The organism is Synechococcus sp. JA-2-3B'a(2-13) (assembly GCF_000013225.1).
In the GTDB taxonomy this organism is placed as follows: Bacteria; Cyanobacteriota; Cyanobacteriia; order Thermostichales; family Thermostichaceae; genus Thermostichus.
In genome coordinates this window covers 556,980-574,985 of the sequence record NC_007776.1, presented here as the reverse complement: position 1 = coordinate 574,985, position 18,006 = coordinate 556,980, and the positions used below count along the sequence as shown (strand labels likewise).

Genomic DNA, 18,006 nt, shown 5'->3' with positions numbered 1-18,006 from the left:
GGGCTGGGCTTTACCTCAAACTCAAGCAGCAGCACCACCTGACGGAAATACCGCTGTCGATATTCCGCCAGGTAGTGTCGCGTATTTTGTGGGTTAAGCATGGAGGGCGGAATGGACCGAGAGGAGCTCAATCGGCCTTGCGTGCTTGCGCCTCAATCTCTGGTGTACAGAGCTGAAGCTTACCAGCTTTGAGCGCCCTAGCGAGATCTTTTTGTCGTTCAAGGGCCTCTGTGAAAGCTCCCTTAACCAGGGTATCGCGGGCGCGCGTGAAGGCCACATAGGTCAGGTTGGCCTCCTCTGGGTACAGCTTCACACACCGATGTGTAGGGTTCTCCTGGGCTAAGGTCACCCCTGTGAAGTCTTCTGCCAGAGTCACCCGATCCCACTCGCGGCCCTTGGAGCGGTGAGCGGTGGAGACTACCACCTCAGCATGTTCTTCGTCCACCAAACTGTTGCTCAAGGTATGGCACACCTTGGGAATCCTGTCCTTGTACTCCTCGACAAGGCGCTCGTAGGGCCTGTACTGTGCGGCTATAGAGGGAAAGCGCTCGATGAGGTACTTCAGTTGCTCCCAGCTTCTGAAGAGCGAGAACTCTGGGTGGCGGGGCTTCTGCCCCCGGTAAAGGTCGTAGGCGGCTTTCAGGACATCGGTGAGCTCCTCTATCTTATTCACCAGAGCTACTTTTTTGCCCTGATCTAATAGTACCAGCACCTCCCGAAGGGCCCCGACGTTGGTGCGGCTGAGGATGGCGGTAGAACCGTCCTGTTTTGGGTAAGGGTTGCCCCGCACCCGGCGGGTCTCCCCTTTGAAGAGATAGAGCAGCTCGCTGGCCTCGTCTGCAATGTGTTCCTTGAAACGAAAAGACTGAGAGAGGGGGAGCTCCTGCCCGTCAAGGCGTTCCATAGCGTTCACCGCGCCCCGCCAGGCGTAGATCTGCTGGTGGGGGTCACCCACGAAGATACGCCGAGCAGCCTGGGGCAGCAGGATGCCCAGCATGGCAGGATTGGCATCCTGCGCTTCGTCAAAGAGAATCACATCATAGGGGAGCTGAGGGCGGGAGAGCTGGTAGAGCTTGAGGTAGACATCGTGGCTGACCGGATAGCTGGCCTCTGGATCTACTAAAAGCTCCCAGGCCCGCTGGGCCAGGGGCACCAGGCAGGCCGCAAAGTCATCAAATCTCTCATCTTCCGCCTCGATCTTCAGGCGCAGGATTTCAGGGATGTGTTCAGCTGTGACAGTCTCAACCTCCGACTGGGTGAAGCGATTTACGGTCTCAAGCACCGGGAACAGGGCTTCTTCCCGGTCGCGGGAGCCCCACTCCAGAAGGCAATCGAGGTCGGGCATGTCCTCTGCCAGCTTGCGGCGGGCCTTGAAGAGGCTGCCCCCCAAGCGTTTTTTCTCTGCAAAGAGTTTGCCCGTCTCCTTGTAGGCCAGGGCGTGGTTGGTCATCACGTCGGCCAGGCTGCCGAACTTCTGCTTGGCCTCTTCTGCCAAGGCCTTGCTAAAGGTCAGGTAGAGGATGCGCTTGCCTGCCAGCGCCTTGGCGACCTCTACCAGGGTGAAAGTCTTGCCCGCTCCGGCGAAGGCCACCACCTTGAGGTGACTACCAGTCTTTGCGGCTTCTACGACCGCTTTTTGTTCATCCGTTAGCGTTGCCATTAATTTGGATTATAGGCTGTCGTAAAAGTCCTCCACGGGCAGTTACGCGGCCTTGGCTAGCCGCTTCACCAACAATCGTAGCATGCCCAGGTAGACCCAGGCCTCGCTTACCCGAGGGTTCTCCTCATAGTCCTTAAGTAAACAGGGATCTGATCATTATACAAACTGCTTGTAGGTCTGCACCTGCCGGTTGATGACGGCCCAGCACAGTACCCCATGTGGGAAAGATAGGCGATGGGGATGTTGCGCTCTAGGCAACTCTGGATCAGTTGGGTTGTGACTTGGGCATGGCCAAAGATCAAAATCTGATCCAAGTGGGGCAATTGAGCCTGTTGAAGAACAGCTCCAGCCCGTTTGACAACCAGGCGTTCCTGGTCGAGGCTGAGGTAGCAATCCTGTTGGGACACATAGAGTGTTCTACCCATGAGGCCACTCCCAGAAGCCTAAAATTGAAGCTGAGGTGGGAACAAAACGGGGTCTTCTTCAAGTTAAAAGTCAGGCCCAAAAATGCTGTAAGGGAAGATGCGAATGGCGAAAAAGCAGAGCAGGGTTTCTGGTGTGGGATCCGTTCGTGACGGTGCGCTCCTGATGAAAGATCTGCAAACCCTGAGACACTACGGCATCCTTGGGGATCTGGTGTATCGTTGGGGCTACTATCTCGGCTCTAGCACCATGACCGAAGTGGAGTTCAACGCCGCCCTCAGCGAGGGGATCCCAAAGCCCAAGAGGTCTTTCAGGCCCAAAAGCCGCGGTTCGGTTGACGCAGACGAGACAGAGCAAATCAGGGCACTGAAGGTCTCACTCTGGCAAACGAGCAAAGCTGACCCCTCGGTAGTAGTAGGCCAAAATTTGGCGGTAAGTCCAGCCTCGGCGGGCCAATTCTTGGGCGCCCCACTGGCTCATGCCAATGCCATGCCCAAACTTGGGATAGGGGCTGACATCCGGTAAGCTCCTCAAATAAGGGATCCCACTCACCCCGACGGTTTGGCCGCCGCTGCTGGCGCTGTACATGGCATTGACAAACTGACCCCCATACACCATGACCACACCACGGGTGGCTTGTGTTGCTTCCAGGGCGGCTGCCGACCGCTGGGAAAGCCCTCGGTACACCTGGGAGCGAGTATCGCTAAACACATCAAACCAACCGCGGGAGTTGCGATGGTAAAGAACGTAGCTGCGGGCTGCCACCGCTTGCGCCTTCAGGGCTTCTGGGAAGAACCGGGATCCCATTTCTGCATCCACCACACTGGCCACATAGTCTTCTAGATCCACGTAGTTGATGGCCATCACCATGTTGTAGCCAGTCAAGAGCACCTTGCCGGAGTACCAGCGGCCATTCACTGCCACCAGGCCACCCTCCTGAGGTTCGATGAACAGCACCGGGTCAACCACCCCATGCAGACGCACCCCTTGAGGGCTGGGCTGAGCCAAAAACCCTTGCATAGGGGGCAGATCTGCCAGCACCTCTCCCCGACCGTTGATCAGTTGGGCAGGGAGAGAAACGCCTACCACCAGAGGGGCAGTGGTATCGGCCAATTGCACTCGCACTGTCACCCCCCAGACAGACTCCACCCATCCCCAGAAGGCACTGACCACCAGGGATCCCATCAGGGCCAGCCAATGCCGCGCTTCCATAGCCCGTGCCCAGAGTTGCTTTTTGTACACCAACTCCAACTTAGGATAGGGCGAGTTTCCAGAAATGGGCCGGTTTGTCTGTAGAAACTGCAGAGGGCTTGAGTCTCAATTCAGGTGTGGATCAGGTGTGGAGCAGGGGGGATCTGATAGAGATATGAGACTATCTATGAACGGGATCCCGTCTCCGGGGGAGCGGGCTGACCCGGTGGCTCCAGGAGGTCGGGTTGCGGCTGTCCTCCAGACAACCCGAAAGGCTATCCGGCCCCAGGCCCAAGGCAAAGCGCAGCGAGTCCCCCGGTCGTCCATTGGAGAAGAAGAGAAAAGAACCCAAGGAAGCCAAGGAAAGAAGAGCCGCATAGCCAAACATGGCTCGATAGCCGGATCCCGCTGCTAAGGTGCCCAAAAGGGGCCCCGCCAGGCCAATGCCCAAATCAAACCCGCACATCACCAAGCTAAACAGGCGACCCCGCTCCGCCGGCTCCGAGCGATCGGCCACGAGGGCAGAAATGAGAGGGATCAAAGTCCCAAAACCGCAGCCTACCGCGACCCCAGCAGCCAGAAAAGCGCCGCTGCTATTGGCAACAATCAGGATCCCCATCGCCAGGGCATAGGTGACCAAGCTGAGGGAGATAAACGGCCCCCGCCCATAGCGATCGGAAGCGCGACCGGTGAGCAGGCGCACTCCAAAGCTGGCAAAGGCCACTGCCGTATAAAAAAGACCTGGATTCAGGGGAGCTCCGGCTTCTTGGATTAACAAGGCCACAAAGGTGGTCTGGGTGCCGAAGGCCAACCCCACCAAAAACATCACCCAAGCGAGGGAGCGCACCTTCGGGCTGCCCAGAAAGCTCCAGAAGGCCCCATCCATCGGCAGGGATCCCCAATGCTCACGCCGCTGTTCTCGAACCAGTTGGGTACAAAGAAAGCCCACCAACCCCAGCAGAGCAGAGAAGAGAAACGAAGGGCCATAGCCGGCAAACTCCTGCAAAAAGCCGCCCAAAGCAGGGCCAATGGCTGCGCCGATCGGATTGACCAAACTCATGTAGCCCAGGATCTCACCCCGTTTTTCTTCTGGGGCAAAATCCACCACCAAAGTCACATAGGCCGTGGCAAAAGCGGCGATGCTAACCCCATGAAAGGCTCGCACCAGCGCTACCCATGGGATCCAATCGGAGAGCCAGTATCCTATGGGGGCCATCCCCACCACCCCCATGCCGATAAGCAGCACGATCTGCCGGCTGTGGCCATCCGCCAGGCGACCCAACGCAGGGCGAAAGGCCAGCAACCCAATCGAAAAGGCCCCCATTACCCAGCCCACTTGCTGGCTGGTGCCACCGGCATCTCTGACGTAGAGAGGCAACGTGGGCAGCAGCGAGGATAAACTGGCCCAAAAGAGCAGCCCAGCCACAAACAAAATGCCCAAGTTGCGCCGCTGTGCCGGCTGCAGCTGCCCGAATACCCTCACGCCAACTCCTTATGCAAAATGGAACTCAAAGCGTTCTCCCAGAACCGCGCCCTAGGATAAGCCCACCTTCGCCGGATCCCTCAGCCCGAAATATTTAGGTACTAACCTTTCTGATTGTAACCGTATGGTCTGGGGCTGGGAACCGGCCCTGCTCGCCTTTGCAGGCGCCTCCAGTCTGGGATAACAGCTAACCTCAAGTTACCTAGAGATGCGCTTTTTGGACTCCGACCCATGCCTGAACGATCGGATCCCCTCACTCGCAGCTTGATTGCCCTGATCCGGGGTTACCAGGTGGGTATTTCTCCTTGGCTGCCGCCTGCTTGTCGCTACTACCCCACCTGCTCCCAGTACACCTTGGAAGCGGTGCGGCGCTACGGTGCCCTACGAGGGGGTTGGCTGGGGATCCGTCGCCTCTGTCGCTGTCATCCCTGGCACCCAGGGGGCTACGATCCAGTTCCCGATTTGCCGGGATCCGCGCCGACCCAGAAACCATTCCGCTAGCCGGACTCAGGAGACATTTAGGTCGATTGTGGGTAGCAGGCTACAACCTCGATTTCCACTCGGGCATTGAGGGGCAGGCGAGCCACCTGCACGCAAGAGCGGGCCGGAGCCGGATCGGTGGCAAAAAACTCTCGATAAACCTCGTTCATGGCCGCAAAGTCCTCCATATCGGCCAGGAAAACCGTTGTCTTCACCACATTGGCGAGAGTGGTGCCCCCCGCTTCCAGCACTGCCTGCACGTTCAGCAACGCCTGCCGAGTTTGAGAAACAATGTCCTCCCCCACCAGTTTGCCGGTTTTGGGATCCAGGCCCACCTGTCCGGCGGTGAACAGAAACGGCCCCAGAGCAGTAACGCCCTGGCTGTAAGGGCCGACAGGAGCGGGGGCAGCCTCAGTTTGCACAGCACAAGGGCCTGGCCCGATTTGGCCCTGCTGGTGGCCGATCTCTGGCTGGGCCGGCTTCGTCTGCTCCATAGAGGTTTGCCCAACTCTGTCGCTACGCTACCACAGGTGGATTGCCGAAGAGCGGGGCCAAGAATGCCAAGATGAATTTCAAGATGAATTTGTTGATAGGGAGAGGGATCCATGCCTTTGATCAAGCTGCAAACGTCTGTGCAACCAGAAATCGCCGCAGTAGAGGAACTGCTCAAGGTGCTGTCTGCTGCTCTATCGGAACAGTTGGGCAAGTCGGAAGCCTACGTGATGACTGCCTTTGAAGGTGGGATCCCGATGACCTTTGCTGGCAGTGGGGATCCCTGTTGTTACCTAGAAATCAAGAGTATCGGGCAATTTTCCGCCCAACAAACCCGGGCCATGAGCGAGTTTTTTTGTGGCACCATCGAGGCCCGATTGGGGATCCCCAAGAAGAGGATTTACATTGAGTTCAGCGATGCCAAAGGCTATCTTTGGGGATGGAACGGCACGACTTTCGGGTAAAGATACTTCCCCCACTCCAAGAGCTGTCTACTCTGGCTTGCCCTAGCTCGCCTCACAAGAACTTTGTAGGAGTTTAGCCAATGGAAGAGCTACCTCAACTCAACACAAATCCCCAAAAGCAGCGGATTTTGCTTAAGCTTGCTACCGGCTTGGGCTTGGCCATTTTTATCTTTTGGGCAGCCCATCGATTGGGATTTTTTGGAGTTATTCAAGACTGGCTCGCCGAAGCTCTGGCTTGGATTGAAAGCTTGGGGTTGCTGGGGCCGATCCTCTTCATTGCCATTTACATTGTAGCGACGGTGCTGCTTCTACCAGCCTCGGTGCTGACCTTGGGGGCAGGAGCTGTGTTCGGGTTGCTGGCCGGAACTGTGTACGTGCTGATCGGGGCAACCATTGGAGCCAACTTGGCTTTTTTAATCGGGCGCTACTTGGCGCGGGAACAGGTGGCGAAATGGATTGAGGGAAATGCCAAGTTTGCGGCCATCGACCGAGCAGTGGGACGTGAGGGATGGAAAATAGTCGGCCTGATTCGGCTGTCGCCTGCGTTTCCCTTCAATGTGCTCAACTACGCCCTAGGGCTGACCCGAATTTCTTTTCTGGATAACTTGTTGGGCACTGCCGGGATCGTGCCGGGTACTTTTATGTATGTGTACATCGGCTCGTTGGCGGGATCCCTGGCCGACATGGAAGGCGCGGAGTTGGATCCTCAGGCTCAAACCGCCCAATGGGTCGTTCGCCTCGTGGGGCTCATCGCCACCATAGCCGCTACCGTCTACGTCACTCGCATTGCCCGCAAAGCCCTACAAGAAGCGGTGGAGCCTGCCTAGGGAATTGCATTTTAAACAAGAATGAAATCTGTTGCATTGCTTCCCAACTCCTCTCTCTCTGGGAGAAGGACTGGAGGTGGTCGCGGAAGCGGCGCGGAGCGTTTGGGCAGCAGTAGGAGTGTCTCAATCCAGTTTGAAATGACTATAAGTTGGCTCGGCGAGCTAGTGTGTAGAAAGCACCGGGTTGAGAACGCTCACCGTTGGGCAGAGGCTTAGCCGACAGCTTGACAGAGGGTTTCCTGCCTCTCTCGGTCTTGTTCGGCCAGCTCCTGGATGGCCTGTTGGTACACCTGGGCAGGTGTGGATCCCTGGTTGACTTGCTTCAGCCAGCGTTGGGCCTCATTGCCCTGGTGGAGCAGAGTTTGCAAGGGAGCTAGAAAACAGCCCAAGCCTTGAGGTTGGCCAATACGCCAAGCTTCGGTCAGCAGCTCTTCGATCCACTCTTGGGCCGCCCGTTCCCGGCCTGTCCGCCAATCGACCAAATGAGATTGCAGCGATTCTCGAGCAGCAGCCTGCTCGTTGGCTTCGCAAAGGCTCTCCAGCTCTGTTGGGGTAAAGGGCCCCCGCAAGGGATCCAGCGCTTCCGGCTGGGCCAGCAACTGCCAGAGACGGGCTTCCACCAAGGCGGTAATGGCCAGAACCATTACCGGATCCCCCACCAGATCGCAAATGCGCAGCTCCACGCGGTTGAGGTGGTAGGGCCGCTCCGGGCCGTTGGGTCGCACCGAGGCCCACAGGTGGCGCACATTCTGCATGGTGCCCAAGGCTAGCTGCTCCTGGATCCAGGCAATGTAGTGGGCGTGATCCCGGAAGAAGGGCACCTGAGCCGGCGTTTTGGGGAACACCTGCCAACGGCTGGAATGGGATCCCGTCACCCGTCCGTCCAGAAAAGGAGAGGAAGCGCTCAGAGCTAGGTAGAGAGATGCTTCCGCTCGCAGCAGGCGACAGGCCCGGAAGATGGCCTCGGTACCTGGCAGGCCAACATTGATGTGAATGCTAGCAGTTACCACCCGCGTGCCATAGGTGCGCTCGATGTAGTCGTGGTAGGGGTTGCCGGGATCCGACCGCTCGAAGTGATCGCTGCCGCCCAAAGCCAGCGTACTCCCTGGCAGAAGGGTGTAAGGGCCAAGACGGCGCAAAAATTGCCGCAACTGCAGGCGAGGTCGCAGCAGAGCGCAGAGCAGGTCTTCGTAGCGGCGGAGAGGGGGGGTGATGTACTCCACATTGCGCCGATCCGGCTCCCGCACAAACCCTGGCAAAGCCTGGCAAATGCGATCCGACAAGCCCACCACTTCCCCGGCGGCGGTGCCGGTGTACATTTCCACCTCAAAGCCCTTGGTTAACAGCACAGGCCAGCCTCCAGCCGCAGCCTCACCAGTCTAACCTTTCTCTTCTCCCCTCATTGTCCTGGGGTTTGGCAGGGAGTTGGCCGATGGTAGGGAAGTTTCTCGACCTGTTTTAGAGCCGTTTTATAATATTTACACTCTCACTCTTAGAGGGTGTCAATTGAACCAAGCGGTATCTCAAAAGTCCTAGACTTTGGCAAGGAATCCACAGGGCCTTAGGGTGGAGATCAAAAAGGAACCACGACCTCTGGCAGGTGAACTCCGACGACGATTACCAAGAAGAAATCAAAGTGCCATCTTCACCCTTAACGATTCAGCGATGAGCTTTCCTCTCAGTCATCTGTTGCAGCGAGGTCGGCAGTACCTTGCCCCTTTCTTAGGGCAAATCTTGTTGCCCAGCTTGGCCTTGACGGTGCTGCAGATCTTCATGATCCCGTTCTGGAGTGAGGAGAGCGACTATGCTTCTGCCTTCACAGCCCTGAGTCAGCGGGATAGCTATTGGTATCTCAGCATTGTGCGGCGAGGGTACCAGTTTGTGGGCTTTGACAAGATTGCCTACGAGCAGAGCAACGTAGCTTTTTTCCCCGGCTATCCCCTGGCAGTGGCCGCAATCAGTCACCTTGTGGGAGTTGACCCTGAACTGGGGCTCTACCTCACCGCCCAGCTCTTTTGCTGGCTGATGTGGGTTTACCTTTTCCTGCTTTACCGCAGGTGGCAAATTCCCCCCCTCTGGCAAATTTTGGCCAGTTTGCTCATCTTCTTTTATCCCACCAGCTTTTACCTGGTCGTGGGCTACAGCGAATCTTTGTTTATGGCCAGCCTACTGGGTTTTCTCTACTGGTCAATTCACGGGGGCCGTCCCCTGCTGATGCTCCTGGCTGGGATCCACGGCTTGGTGATGAGTGCTACTCGGATTGTCGGCTTGCCGGTGGCGCTGCTCCCTTTTTTGAATCTCCTGAAAGCGGGGGAGAGAACCCAAGCCCGCCGTTGGTTTTGGACGAGTATGGCAGCGAGCTTGGCTCTGTTGGGTGGCCTGGGCTTTTTTCTCTACTGTCAGCTCCGCTTCGGACGCTGGGATCTCTACCTGGAAATGCAGCGTTACTTTACCGGCGTGAAAGCCAATTATCAAGCTATTTTCCAAGCTCGCACATATGTCCTTTCCGCCGAACGCTGGCAAAGCTTACTCTCTCTTTCTGCACCGATGAAAGACCCTGGGCTGTGGGCTGACGCTCTTAGCCAACTGTTTGTGTCTGCCACCCTGGGATCCCTGCTTGTTACAGGTTTAATGGATGCGGCAGGAGTTATGGCAGGTAGAAGCCAGTGTTGGCGGGAGCGGCTGGGATTTCATCTGGCTGCTTGGGCCATGTTTTACATTGCCCTGACGGGTACGAGCCCCTTGGGCCAGCGAAGCATGAGCCGCTATTGTCTGCCGGTTCACATCCTGCAGGTGTTGGCGTTGGTACATTGGGCCAAACACACCGATTTCAGCTTCATCCCCCAAAGGGTGCTTGGCTATCTTGGCACTATCCTGAAGCTGGGCTACGGGCTTCTAGCTTTGATCTTCCTCGCCCTCAACCAAATCCTCACCTGGCGCTACGTCCACCATCTCTGGGTGGCTTGACTCCGCTTTCCTGAAGATAGGATGTGAGGGATCCCAACTTCTCACCGGCTGAGAGCTGTGGCCTTCTCTTCTCCCCGCAAGTCTCCCCGTCAAAACTCAGCCCCGCGTGTCGCTCAGACCCTTGAGCCCGCCAAAATTTACCCCTGCCCGTGCTGCCATCAAGGTCAGTTGCGCCTGATCACCCTAACCGAAGCCTTTGGGTGTAGCCGTTGCCAGCATATTTTTGCCATTACCCCCGACCGCCTGTACATCGAGCAACTGGCCGTTTCTTATCCCTATCGCAAAATGTGGTTCTGGAACGGCTACCAATGGGTGTTGCGGCGGGAAAACACCCTACAGGGATCCGCGCTCTTGGGCCTCACCCTCAGCTTGGGCATTGTCTTGGCGGTTGGGTTCATCGGCGCAGTGCTCTTCCCAAACCAAACCCAGTTGCTCAGTTGGTTCATGATTCTCGGCTTGTTGCTAACGCTGCTGATGGTAACGGCGATCCTGCTGCTGCGGCGGCCCTGAGGTGAGTGAGATTTTCTCCAGCGACTGGTCTCCAGAATTGGCAGCCCCAGCACTTGTGGATCCAACCATTTCTTGTTAGCAGTGGTCTGGAGAACGCAGCGGGTCTGTCTCTAATGGGCTAGGCGGGAGAAGTTCAAGTGACAGATTTCGGTTCAGACTTTGACTTAGGTACCACTCTGCGACAGGTACGCCGCTTACTACCGCAGATGCAGCGGTTGAGCAGCCAAACCAAGCGCCAGGCCCTGCTGGCTCTCTCGCGGTGTTTGTTGGAGCGCTCCGATCTGCTCCTGGAAGCCAATACCCTCGACCTGGAAAGTTGCCGCGAGCAAACCGTACCGGAGTGGATCCTCAACGGCCTGAAGCTCACCCCCGAGCGCCTACAGCGATCCGCCCAGTTGCTGACTCTCCTGGCCCAGCAGCCGGATCCCATTGGCAAGCTGGAGAAAGGGCACCGCCAGGAGAACGGCCTGTTTATTGGCCGCTACCGCGTCCCGTTGGGGTTGATCGCTCTGGTCTATGAAATCTACCCCGAGTTTGCCCTAAATGGCATTGGCATGTGCTTAAAAGCGGGAAACGGCGTGATTTTGGCCAGCAGCGGTCCCATCCAGAAAACCCACCAGGCTATGGTCAACCTGTTGGCAGAGACGGCTTACGAGCACGGGATCCCGGAAGGAGCCATTCAAACCTTGCCCGCCCAAGACCGAACCGCAGATCCCCAAGTAGATTCCCCACTATTGCCGTTGTTACAGCAAACCCGCTACCTAGACCTGGTGATTCCCTGCGGTCGCCCCGGCTGGGTGGAGTTCCTGTTGCAGGCCAGCAAAGTGCCGACTCTGGCTACCCATTTGGGCTACGGCCACATCTATCTGGATCGCACCGCCCCTTGGCCTTTGGTCAAGTCGGTTTTGTTGGATCCCCTCGCCCAGTATGGCTCAGAAGGGATCCCTATCTATCAGCCCCTCACCCTTTGGCTGCTGATCCACACCGATTGGGCCGCCAACCATCTGACCGCCTTGGTGGAGGACTTGCTGGGTCACGGGATCGCTGTACAGGCAGCAGCACCCATCCTAGAGCAGTTCCCGCAGCTCCAGCCGCTTGGGCAAGGCTTTGACTCGACAGAACGACCTCATCTGCGCCTGCAGCCCATTGCCGACCTGACGGAGGCGATCGCCTGGATTAACAAAAATGGTTGCCGTCAATCGGAGACGATCCTCACCGATAGCCAATCGGCGGCCCAGCGCTTTCTCCAGGAAGTAGATGCCGCCCTGATCCACATCAACACTTCCCCCCTCTCGGCAGGCCGGGGAGCTGGGATCCCCACGTTGGGAGCGTTTCGCGACCTGTCTTTGGGCATTTCTACCCAGCGGCTGCACGTGCGCGGGCCCATCGACGTGGAAGCCCTGACAACGGTGAAGGTGGTGGCTCAGGGCGATCTGTAGAGCCGGGCAGCAACCCAACTGATGCGCCAAGGTTGGCCGGTCTGCCCAAGATCCAAGAGCTGGGATGAGGCTGGAGAATGAGAATGTAGATCGCCATCAGCTCAACATCCAACTGAGGCCAAAGGGAGGACTTTTTTGGGGATCGACCTTCGCAGTTACGTGTTTTTGGATCGGCTGCAACCCCAGTATGCTGCTTATCTGGGCACAGTAGCCTACGGCTTTTTGCCCCTGCCTGGGGACACTTCTTTGTGGGTCGAGATTTCCCCCGGCATCGAGATCAACCGCGTTATGGATATTGCCCTGAAGGCCACCTCGGTGAGGCCGGGGCTGCAGGTGGTGGAACGCCTCTACGGCCTTCTGGAAGTACACTCCAGCAACCAAGGGGATACCCGCACCGCCGGACGGGCGATTCTGGCTGCCTTGGGGGTGAGCGAACAGGAGCGCCTCAAGCCCCGCATCATCTCCAGCCAGATCATCCGCAACATCGATCCCCACCAAACCCAGTTGATTAACCGTTCCCGCCGTGGCCAAATGCTCCTGGCCGGCCAAACCCTCTACATCCTGGAGGTGCAACCGGCAGGCTATGCCCCCCTGGCTGCCAACGAGGCAGAAAAATCTGCCCAGATCAACATCCTGGAGGTGATGCCTTTCGGTAGCTTTGGCCGCGTGTACTTGGGAGGGGAAGAGCGAGATATTCTGGCCGCCTGCCGCGCTGCCGAAGCCGTCTTGGCGGGGGTTTCCGGTCGGGAGCCCCTCTTGTTGCCTGAGGAGGTGTAGCCAATGGCAGACTCCGATCCCAAGCCAAGATCGCCCCTGTCGCAACGCCGGGATCCCTCTTCAGCAGAGCAGGTGAGGCTGTTGACGGAGCTGGCCGCTCCCTACCGCAGCTTGCGGCGCTTCATCTACTTGGCGGTGGGGTTCTCGGCTACCATCGGGGCGTTTGTGTTTTTCTTTCGAGCCCTGGCGGGACGGGACTTGAACACCACCTTGCCCAGCTTGGCCTTGCAGTTGGGGATCCTGGCCGGCGCCATCGGCCTGAACAGGCTGGAAAACCGCTCTCACCAGAAGGTGATCAGACAGGTCAAACAACGCTTGGGCATGCAGCAAGACTCCCAGGAGCCCCAACGGTCGGCGGACAGTTAGCCCGCCCATTCCCCGCAGCCCCTTTCTCAATCCAGATCAAAGTCATCATCATCCGCGTCAGCACTGCGCAGATAGCGGCGCTGAGTTTGGCGAGCGGGATCCCCTTGTGACCACTTTTGGACAATTTGGACGCCCAGAAAGGTCAGAAAGGCCCCCAAAGCCACAAACGTGAGAAGTGGGATCGCCAGGATCACCACTGCGCCCAGGACATAGATAGCCACCTTGGGCAGAGACGGATCCACCCCCCAGCGGTGGCTGCGCACCCAGTCGGTGAGCTGCTGATCCCAGCGGCGTAGGCGAGGGACGTTTTCCTCGAAGATCTCCAGCAAAATTGGCCCCAGACGACGCAGATTGCCCTGAGTTTGCCTTCGCCAATCTTGCACCGAGCGCCCCATGTTCGGGATCCCTTGTCCTGTCATCTTCAGGCCGATCCTAGCCCAACCCCAGCAACCTTCCCATTGGCCCACCGGATGTAAATTTGTTTGAACATTTGGATCGGAGATTTTGGAGGCTTCCCAGGACTACTGTACACTGAGGGCACTTGCGCAGCGATGCTGCTGCCCTGCGGATTCGGTAAACCTTTTTTTAACGTTTCAACCTGCTCGACTGGAGAACGCTAATGGCTCACTCGGTCAAGATCTACGACACCTGCATCGGCTGCACTCAGTGTGTGCGGGCTTGTCCCACCGACGTGTTGGAGATGGTGCCCTGGAAGGGGAACAACAAGGCTGGCATGATCGCTGCCGCTCCCCGCACCGAAGACTGCGTTGGCTGCAAACGCTGTGAAACCGCTTGTCCCACCGATTTTCTGAGCATCCGAGTCTACCTTGGCCCCGAAACCACCCGCAGCATGGGCTTAGCCTACTGATGGGGGCACCTGGCCGCAACCCCACTCTCAACTGCCCACAGAGCACAAGTATTCCAGAGTACCAGAAAAGCAGTTTACTTCCCAACCCAGTTCCAGCCTTTCCCTCTTCCGGGGAGAGGCTGTGGCGTATGGCAGGTCTTAAGCTGTTTGGTAAACTACCCGACACCCGCGCTATGTGCAGGGTGCGAGCTTTATCCCAATCCCTAGCGGCCCCAGAGGACAGCTAAGTTTCGGAATTTCAGGCGAGTTTACAGTCGCCCCAAGGAGAGAGATTACTTGAGCAGCGTTATGGTCAGCATCCCCTTCCCACCCGCAGTGTCCACACTTGAACGACTTGCCATTGCGGTAGGACTTACCCCGCTCAGGGTGGATGTGCAGGCATTTGTGGCAGGTCTGACTGGTGTAGGCAGGCGGCACCAGCACCACAGGCACTCCGGCAATGGCAGCCTTGTAGGCTACAAACATCCTGAGCTGGTAGAACGCCCAGTTGTTAGTCCTGCGCCGCTCAGCCTTACTTCGAGACTTCTGATTCAGGCAATCTCTGATGCCTGTCAAGTCTTCAAAAGCCAGTGCCGCACCAATAGCCTGGGCATCCCTGACCAAGGTTTTGCTGATGTTATGGTTCAGCCATGTCTGGTAGCGCCGTTCTCTCCCAGAGAGCCTTCTCAGCAGTCTCCTAGAGCTGCGAGTGCGTTTGGATTGAACCTTGGCGCGTACACGGCTGAACCGGTCACGGACGGCCTGGATGTGCTCTCCACTCCAAGAGCGTCCGTTGCTAGCGGTGGCGATATCCCGCCTGCCCAAGTCAACTCCGATTACCTTTGGAGTTTTGCCAGTCGGGGGAGTATCCAGCTCAACAGCGATGTTGATGTAGTAGTCCCCTTGCTTGGTCTTGGACAGGGTTGCGCTTGTCGGCTTCTGCCCCCGCAGCAAAGCGATTTGATAGCCGCCAATCTTGAGCTTGAGCCAAACCCGTCCGCTCATCAGGGTCACGCCCACGGTTTGGTCGGACTCTCGGTACTTAAAAGTACGAGCGTCCAAAGTCAGACTGGTGGGGCGGAACCTGTGGACTTGCTTCACCGCCTTGGCGTTGCTAATCACCCGACGGAGCGCCTGACAGACGTGGTTGGCTTTCAGCCCCGTTGCTGCTCTTACCGGTCGATAGACCAAGTGGTGCAGCTTGGCGGTGTTCCAGCACTTCTCGCGCTTGGCGGTATCCAAGATCTGGTTACAAGCGTCAGCAAATCTCTGCAAGGTGCGGTCAATTTCTTGACGCAACTCTTGTGGGACTATCAGCTTGCAACGTACGGATATAGTCTGGCTCATGGGCTTATTGTAGCTCATCCAGGCTTTGACCAGCAAACCTATATGGAGGCGGGCTTTCCTCCCGACACCAAGCCTGCGGCTATGGTGCGGGCCTCCAGCCCGAAAATTTGGTGATTCTAGAGGGGGGATCCGCCCCCTTTTTTCCTTTAGGGCTGCAGATAGAGGCGGTGCTGACGGATATAGTGCTCCACAGCAGGGGGCACCAGGTAGCGGATAGACCCTCCCTTTTGGATTTGCTGTCGCAGGTAGGTGGAAGAGAGCGTCAGGGTAGGGGCTTCCAGGATTTGGGCTTGGATGGGCAGCTTTGCGGCCACCGCCTGCAGCACCTGGGCGGCATCGCCGGCATCCACCCGTGGGGCAACAATCCAATGGCAGAGGCGGGCCAGTTCTTCCGCTTGATACCACTGGGGCAGGTCCCGCAGAGCATCCACGCCGATGATCCAGTACCACTGGGTATTGGGTTGCTCCTGGATGAGGGTGCGCAGTGTCTCGATGGTGTAGGAGCGCCCCGAACGGCGGATCTCCAGCTCTGAGCAGGCGAAGCGCTCGTGGTCGGCAATGGCCAGCTTGACCATCGCCAAGCGGTCGGCTTTGCTGGCGCCAGGGGCCAGAGGCTTGTGGGGGGGATCCCCTGCCGGCATCCACAGCACCTGATCCAGGTCAAACTGCCAAAGAGCTTGTTCTGCCATGATCAAATGGCCGTGGTGTACAGGGTTGAAGGTTCCACCCAGAATGGCAATGCGGCGGTGCTTCATGGCTGCTGGCTCAGGTAGGTGATGGCATCCCGCAGCCAGTCTTCCGTTGGGCGGGGGTGGGTGGGCAGAGCTTGCAAGGCAGCCTGAATTTCCTGAGTGCTGTAGCCCAGGGCCAGTAAGGCCATTTCCACCTCTTCTCGGATGGGCATGGGCGGCCCCCCGGCCAAGGGTTGATCCGCAACCCCCATCCCCTGTCGCCAGTGGGCCAGCTTGGTTTTCAGCTCCAAGGCCAGCCGTTGGGCCGTTTTATGGCCTACCCCCGGCGTGAGGGAGAGCAGGCGCACATTTTCGGTCACCACCGCCTGCACCAGCTCCGGCAGGCCGAAGGTATTCAGCAGGGCCAAGCCCAAAGCCGGCCCCACCCCTGAGACTTTGATGAGTTCCACAAACAAATCGCGCTCGGCTGGCGAGCCAAACCCGTACAACACCAGCTCGGTCTCTCGCACCACCAAATGGGTGAACACCCGGACGGGCTCCCCCACTGCGGGCAGTTGCTTGAGAAAACGTCCTGGGGCCTTGACGCGATAGCCGATCCCCTGCACCTCAACGGTGAGGCTGCTGCGCTCTCCCCATTCGATGGCCACAAGGTGGCCGCTTAAAAACGCGATCATGCTGCGAGTTTAATCTGGGTTTGGGATACTCTGCTCGACTGGAGCTCCAGAGTCAGCCAAGCAATCTAAAGTCCTTGCCAAAAGCTGCTTCCCTACAAGGCTATTTCACAGACCATTTCTCTACCTGTAGACTGTTCCCCATCCGGCTCTGTATTCTCCCTCATCCATGCCGATTCGCCCTTTTCCCATCGGCCAATGGCTTTGGATCCTGTTCTCGCTGGGGGTGCTGCTCTTTCTCCATCTTCCTCTGCTGGTGATCGTCCTTTACGCCTTTAGCCCCGATGAGGCGACTTTGCGCTTCCCTTTGCCGGGGCTGACCTGGCGTTGGTTTGCCGTGGCCTGGGGGCGGGCCGATATTTGGCGGGCCTTGTTTTTGTCTTTGCGGGTGGCTGTGCTGGCTACCGGAGTGGCGGTGGTGCTGGGATCCCTGGCGGCAGCAGCAGTCTATCGCAGCCGATTTTTTGGCCGCGAGACGATCTCGTTTTTGGTGTTGCTGCCCATCGCCTTGCCGGGCATTGTCTCCGGGATCGCCTTGCGCTCGGCGATCCATTTGCTGCATATCCCTTTCAGCTTTTGGACAATTGTTATCGGCCATGCCACCTTTTGCCTGGTGGTGGTGTACAACAACGTGCTGGCCCGGTTTCGCCGCATGGGACGCTCTCAACTGGAGGCTTCTGCCGACTTGGGGGCCAATCCTCTGCAAACCTTTCGGTACATCCTTCTGCCCGAACTGGCCTCGGCCCTATTGGCGGGATCCCTGCTGGCGTTTGCCCTGTCTTTCGATGAAATCATCGTCACCACCTTCACCGCTGGCCAGCAGCAAACCCTGCCGATTTGGGTGTTCAGCCAGCTCACCAAGCCTCGGCAGCGCCTGGTGATCAGCGTGGTGGCTCTGGGGGTGATCGGCCTGACGGTGCTCCCTATTTGGCTGATCCATCACTTGACCCAAGAGAAAACCACGACTCGCTGATGGCTCTTTCCAGCCTCATGCAAGGTTTGCACTTGGAGGGATCCCCAAGCATTGGCCGGAGTCGCTGTAACAGCAAGGAAACGCTGGCCCTGGTTGATCGCAGAGCCCTTGTGAGAAAATGTAACAAGCATTTCATTTCTGAAATTGAGGTATCTATGGCTGTCACTCGTGCCGGACGCGCCCCTCTCGTGCGGGGCAGCAGCGAGGGAAATCCTGCCAAGTTCATGGAAATGGCCAGCGCTTTGCTCAACACCCGCACCCGCCAAGGCAGCGGCAAAAAGGTTCAGGATCGCTCTTCCTACGGCAAGGCGGGCAACCCGCAAGAGTTCATGCAGATGGCCAGCGAATTGCGCCGATCCCTGGAGCAGCAGGGTCGGTAGCCAATCCTGTCCACCCC

At 57.9% G+C, this 18,006-nt stretch carries 21 protein-coding genes; 11 read left to right on the top strand and 10 right to left on the bottom strand.

Features of this window, described 5'->3' with window-relative positions:
* Positions 1-127: 127 nt before the first annotated feature.
* From CYB_RS02675 to CYB_RS02660, 4 genes are all read right to left on the bottom strand, one after another.
* Positions 128-1,660, bottom strand: coding sequence for a UvrD-helicase domain-containing protein (locus tag CYB_RS02675; RefSeq protein ID WP_011432214.1), 1,533 nt, complete (start codon positions 1,658-1,660; stop codon positions 128-130).
* Positions 1,661-1,767: 107 nt separating this feature from the next.
* Complete coding sequence (locus CYB_RS14265; protein WP_011432213.1) at positions 1,768-2,085, bottom strand: CRISPR-associated endonuclease Cas1; 318 nt, start codon at positions 2,083-2,085, stop codon at positions 1,768-1,770.
* Positions 2,086-2,458: 373 nt separating this feature from the next.
* The gene (locus CYB_RS02665) at positions 2,459-3,325 is read right to left on the bottom strand and encodes a SpoIID/LytB domain-containing protein (RefSeq protein WP_238376874.1); all 867 of its coding nucleotides are present in this window, start codon (positions 3,323-3,325) and stop codon (positions 2,459-2,461) included.
* Positions 3,326-3,455: 130 nt separating this feature from the next.
* Positions 3,456-4,757, bottom strand: a complete 1,302-nt coding sequence (locus tag CYB_RS02660) for an MFS transporter (protein WP_011432211.1) — start codon at positions 4,755-4,757, stop codon at positions 3,456-3,458.
* Positions 4,758-4,988: 231 nt separating this feature from the next.
* Between CYB_RS02660 and yidD the strand changes: the two genes are divergently transcribed.
* Positions 4,989-5,258 (top strand): membrane protein insertion efficiency factor YidD, encoded by a 270-nt coding sequence (gene yidD / locus CYB_RS02655; protein ID WP_011432210.1) that lies wholly within the window; start codon positions 4,989-4,991, stop codon positions 5,256-5,258.
* Between the two features lie 17 nt (positions 5,259-5,275).
* Here the strand turns inward: yidD and CYB_RS02650 are convergent, their stop codons facing one another.
* Positions 5,276-5,659, bottom strand: coding sequence for a RidA family protein (locus CYB_RS02650; protein WP_011432209.1), 384 nt, complete (start codon positions 5,657-5,659; stop codon positions 5,276-5,278).
* 183 nt (positions 5,660-5,842) lie between these two features.
* On the opposite strand from CYB_RS02650, the gene CYB_RS02645 reads away from it, so the two are divergent.
* Positions 5,843-6,193: a phenylpyruvate tautomerase MIF-related protein gene (locus CYB_RS02645; protein ID WP_011432208.1), complete on the top strand. Its 351-nt coding sequence runs from the start codon at positions 5,843-5,845 to the stop codon at positions 6,191-6,193.
* Between the two features lie 80 nt (positions 6,194-6,273).
* A complete protein-coding gene (locus CYB_RS02640) occupies positions 6,274-7,020 on the top strand; it encodes a TVP38/TMEM64 family protein (RefSeq protein WP_011432207.1) in 747 nt (248 codons plus the stop codon).
* A gap of 212 nt (positions 7,021-7,232) precedes the next feature.
* On the opposite strand, the gene gshA is transcribed toward CYB_RS02640, so the two are convergent.
* Positions 7,233-8,369, bottom strand: coding sequence for a glutamate--cysteine ligase (gene gshA / locus CYB_RS02635; protein WP_041436211.1), 1,137 nt, complete (start codon positions 8,367-8,369; stop codon positions 7,233-7,235).
* A 316-nt stretch (positions 8,370-8,685) separates the two neighbouring features.
* On the opposite strand from gshA, the gene CYB_RS02630 reads away from it, so the two are divergent.
* The 5 genes from CYB_RS02630 (at position 8,686) to CYB_RS02610 (ending at position 13,079) form a co-directional block, all read left to right on the top strand.
* Entirely contained in the window at positions 8,686-9,987 is a 1,302-nt protein-coding gene (locus tag CYB_RS02630) for a hypothetical protein (RefSeq protein WP_148202687.1), read from the top strand.
* Between the two features lie 168 nt (positions 9,988-10,155).
* A complete protein-coding gene (locus CYB_RS02625; RefSeq protein ID WP_238376873.1) occupies positions 10,156-10,497 on the top strand; it encodes a hypothetical protein in 342 nt (113 codons plus the stop codon).
* Positions 10,498-10,634: 137 nt separating this feature from the next.
* Entirely contained in the window at positions 10,635-11,936 is a 1,302-nt protein-coding gene (locus tag CYB_RS02620; RefSeq protein WP_011432203.1) for a gamma-glutamyl-phosphate reductase, read from the top strand.
* A 135-nt stretch (positions 11,937-12,071) separates the two neighbouring features.
* Positions 12,072-12,713 carry a hypothetical protein gene (locus tag CYB_RS02615; RefSeq protein WP_011432202.1) on the top strand — a complete coding sequence of 214 codons (642 nt, stop codon included), beginning with the start codon at positions 12,072-12,074 and terminating at the stop codon, positions 12,711-12,713.
* Positions 12,714-12,716: 3 nt separating this feature from the next.
* Positions 12,717-13,079, top strand: a complete 363-nt coding sequence (locus tag CYB_RS02610) for a DUF3493 domain-containing protein (RefSeq protein WP_011432201.1) — start codon at positions 12,717-12,719, stop codon at positions 13,077-13,079.
* Between the two features lie 26 nt (positions 13,080-13,105).
* Here CYB_RS02610 and CYB_RS02605 read toward each other — a convergent pair whose 3' ends face one another.
* Positions 13,106-13,498 (bottom strand): hypothetical protein, encoded by a 393-nt coding sequence (locus CYB_RS02605; RefSeq protein WP_238376872.1) that lies wholly within the window; start codon positions 13,496-13,498, stop codon positions 13,106-13,108.
* A 200-nt stretch (positions 13,499-13,698) separates the two neighbouring features.
* Between CYB_RS02605 and psaC the strand changes: the two genes are divergently transcribed.
* Positions 13,699-13,947 (top strand): photosystem I iron-sulfur center protein PsaC, encoded by a 249-nt coding sequence (gene psaC / locus CYB_RS02600; RefSeq protein WP_011432199.1) that lies wholly within the window; start codon positions 13,699-13,701, stop codon positions 13,945-13,947.
* 171 nt (positions 13,948-14,118) lie between these two features.
* On the opposite strand, the gene CYB_RS02595 is transcribed toward psaC, so the two are convergent.
* From CYB_RS02595 to ruvA, 3 genes are all read right to left on the bottom strand, one after another.
* The gene (locus CYB_RS02595; protein WP_011432198.1) at positions 14,119-15,273 is read right to left on the bottom strand and encodes an RNA-guided endonuclease InsQ/TnpB family protein; all 1,155 of its coding nucleotides are present in this window, start codon (positions 15,271-15,273) and stop codon (positions 14,119-14,121) included.
* A 146-nt stretch (positions 15,274-15,419) separates the two neighbouring features.
* Complete coding sequence (nadD, locus tag CYB_RS02590; protein ID WP_011432197.1) at positions 15,420-16,028, bottom strand: nicotinate-nucleotide adenylyltransferase; 609 nt, start codon at positions 16,026-16,028, stop codon at positions 15,420-15,422.
* Positions 16,025-16,639: a Holliday junction branch migration protein RuvA gene (gene ruvA, locus CYB_RS02585; RefSeq protein WP_011432196.1), complete on the bottom strand. Its 615-nt coding sequence runs from the start codon at positions 16,637-16,639 to the stop codon at positions 16,025-16,027. Before ruvA ends, nadD begins: the two co-directional genes overlap by 4 nt.
* 166 nt (positions 16,640-16,805) lie before the next feature.
* Between ruvA and CYB_RS02580 the strand changes: the two genes are divergently transcribed.
* The gene (locus CYB_RS02580) at positions 16,806-17,609 is read left to right on the top strand and encodes an ABC transporter permease (protein ID WP_011432195.1); all 804 of its coding nucleotides are present in this window, start codon (positions 16,806-16,808) and stop codon (positions 17,607-17,609) included.
* 155 nt (positions 17,610-17,764) lie between these two features.
* Positions 17,765-17,989, top strand: coding sequence for a hypothetical protein (locus CYB_RS14675; protein ID WP_148202686.1), 225 nt, complete (start codon positions 17,765-17,767; stop codon positions 17,987-17,989).
* The last annotated feature ends 17 nt before the right edge of the window (positions 17,990-18,006 follow it).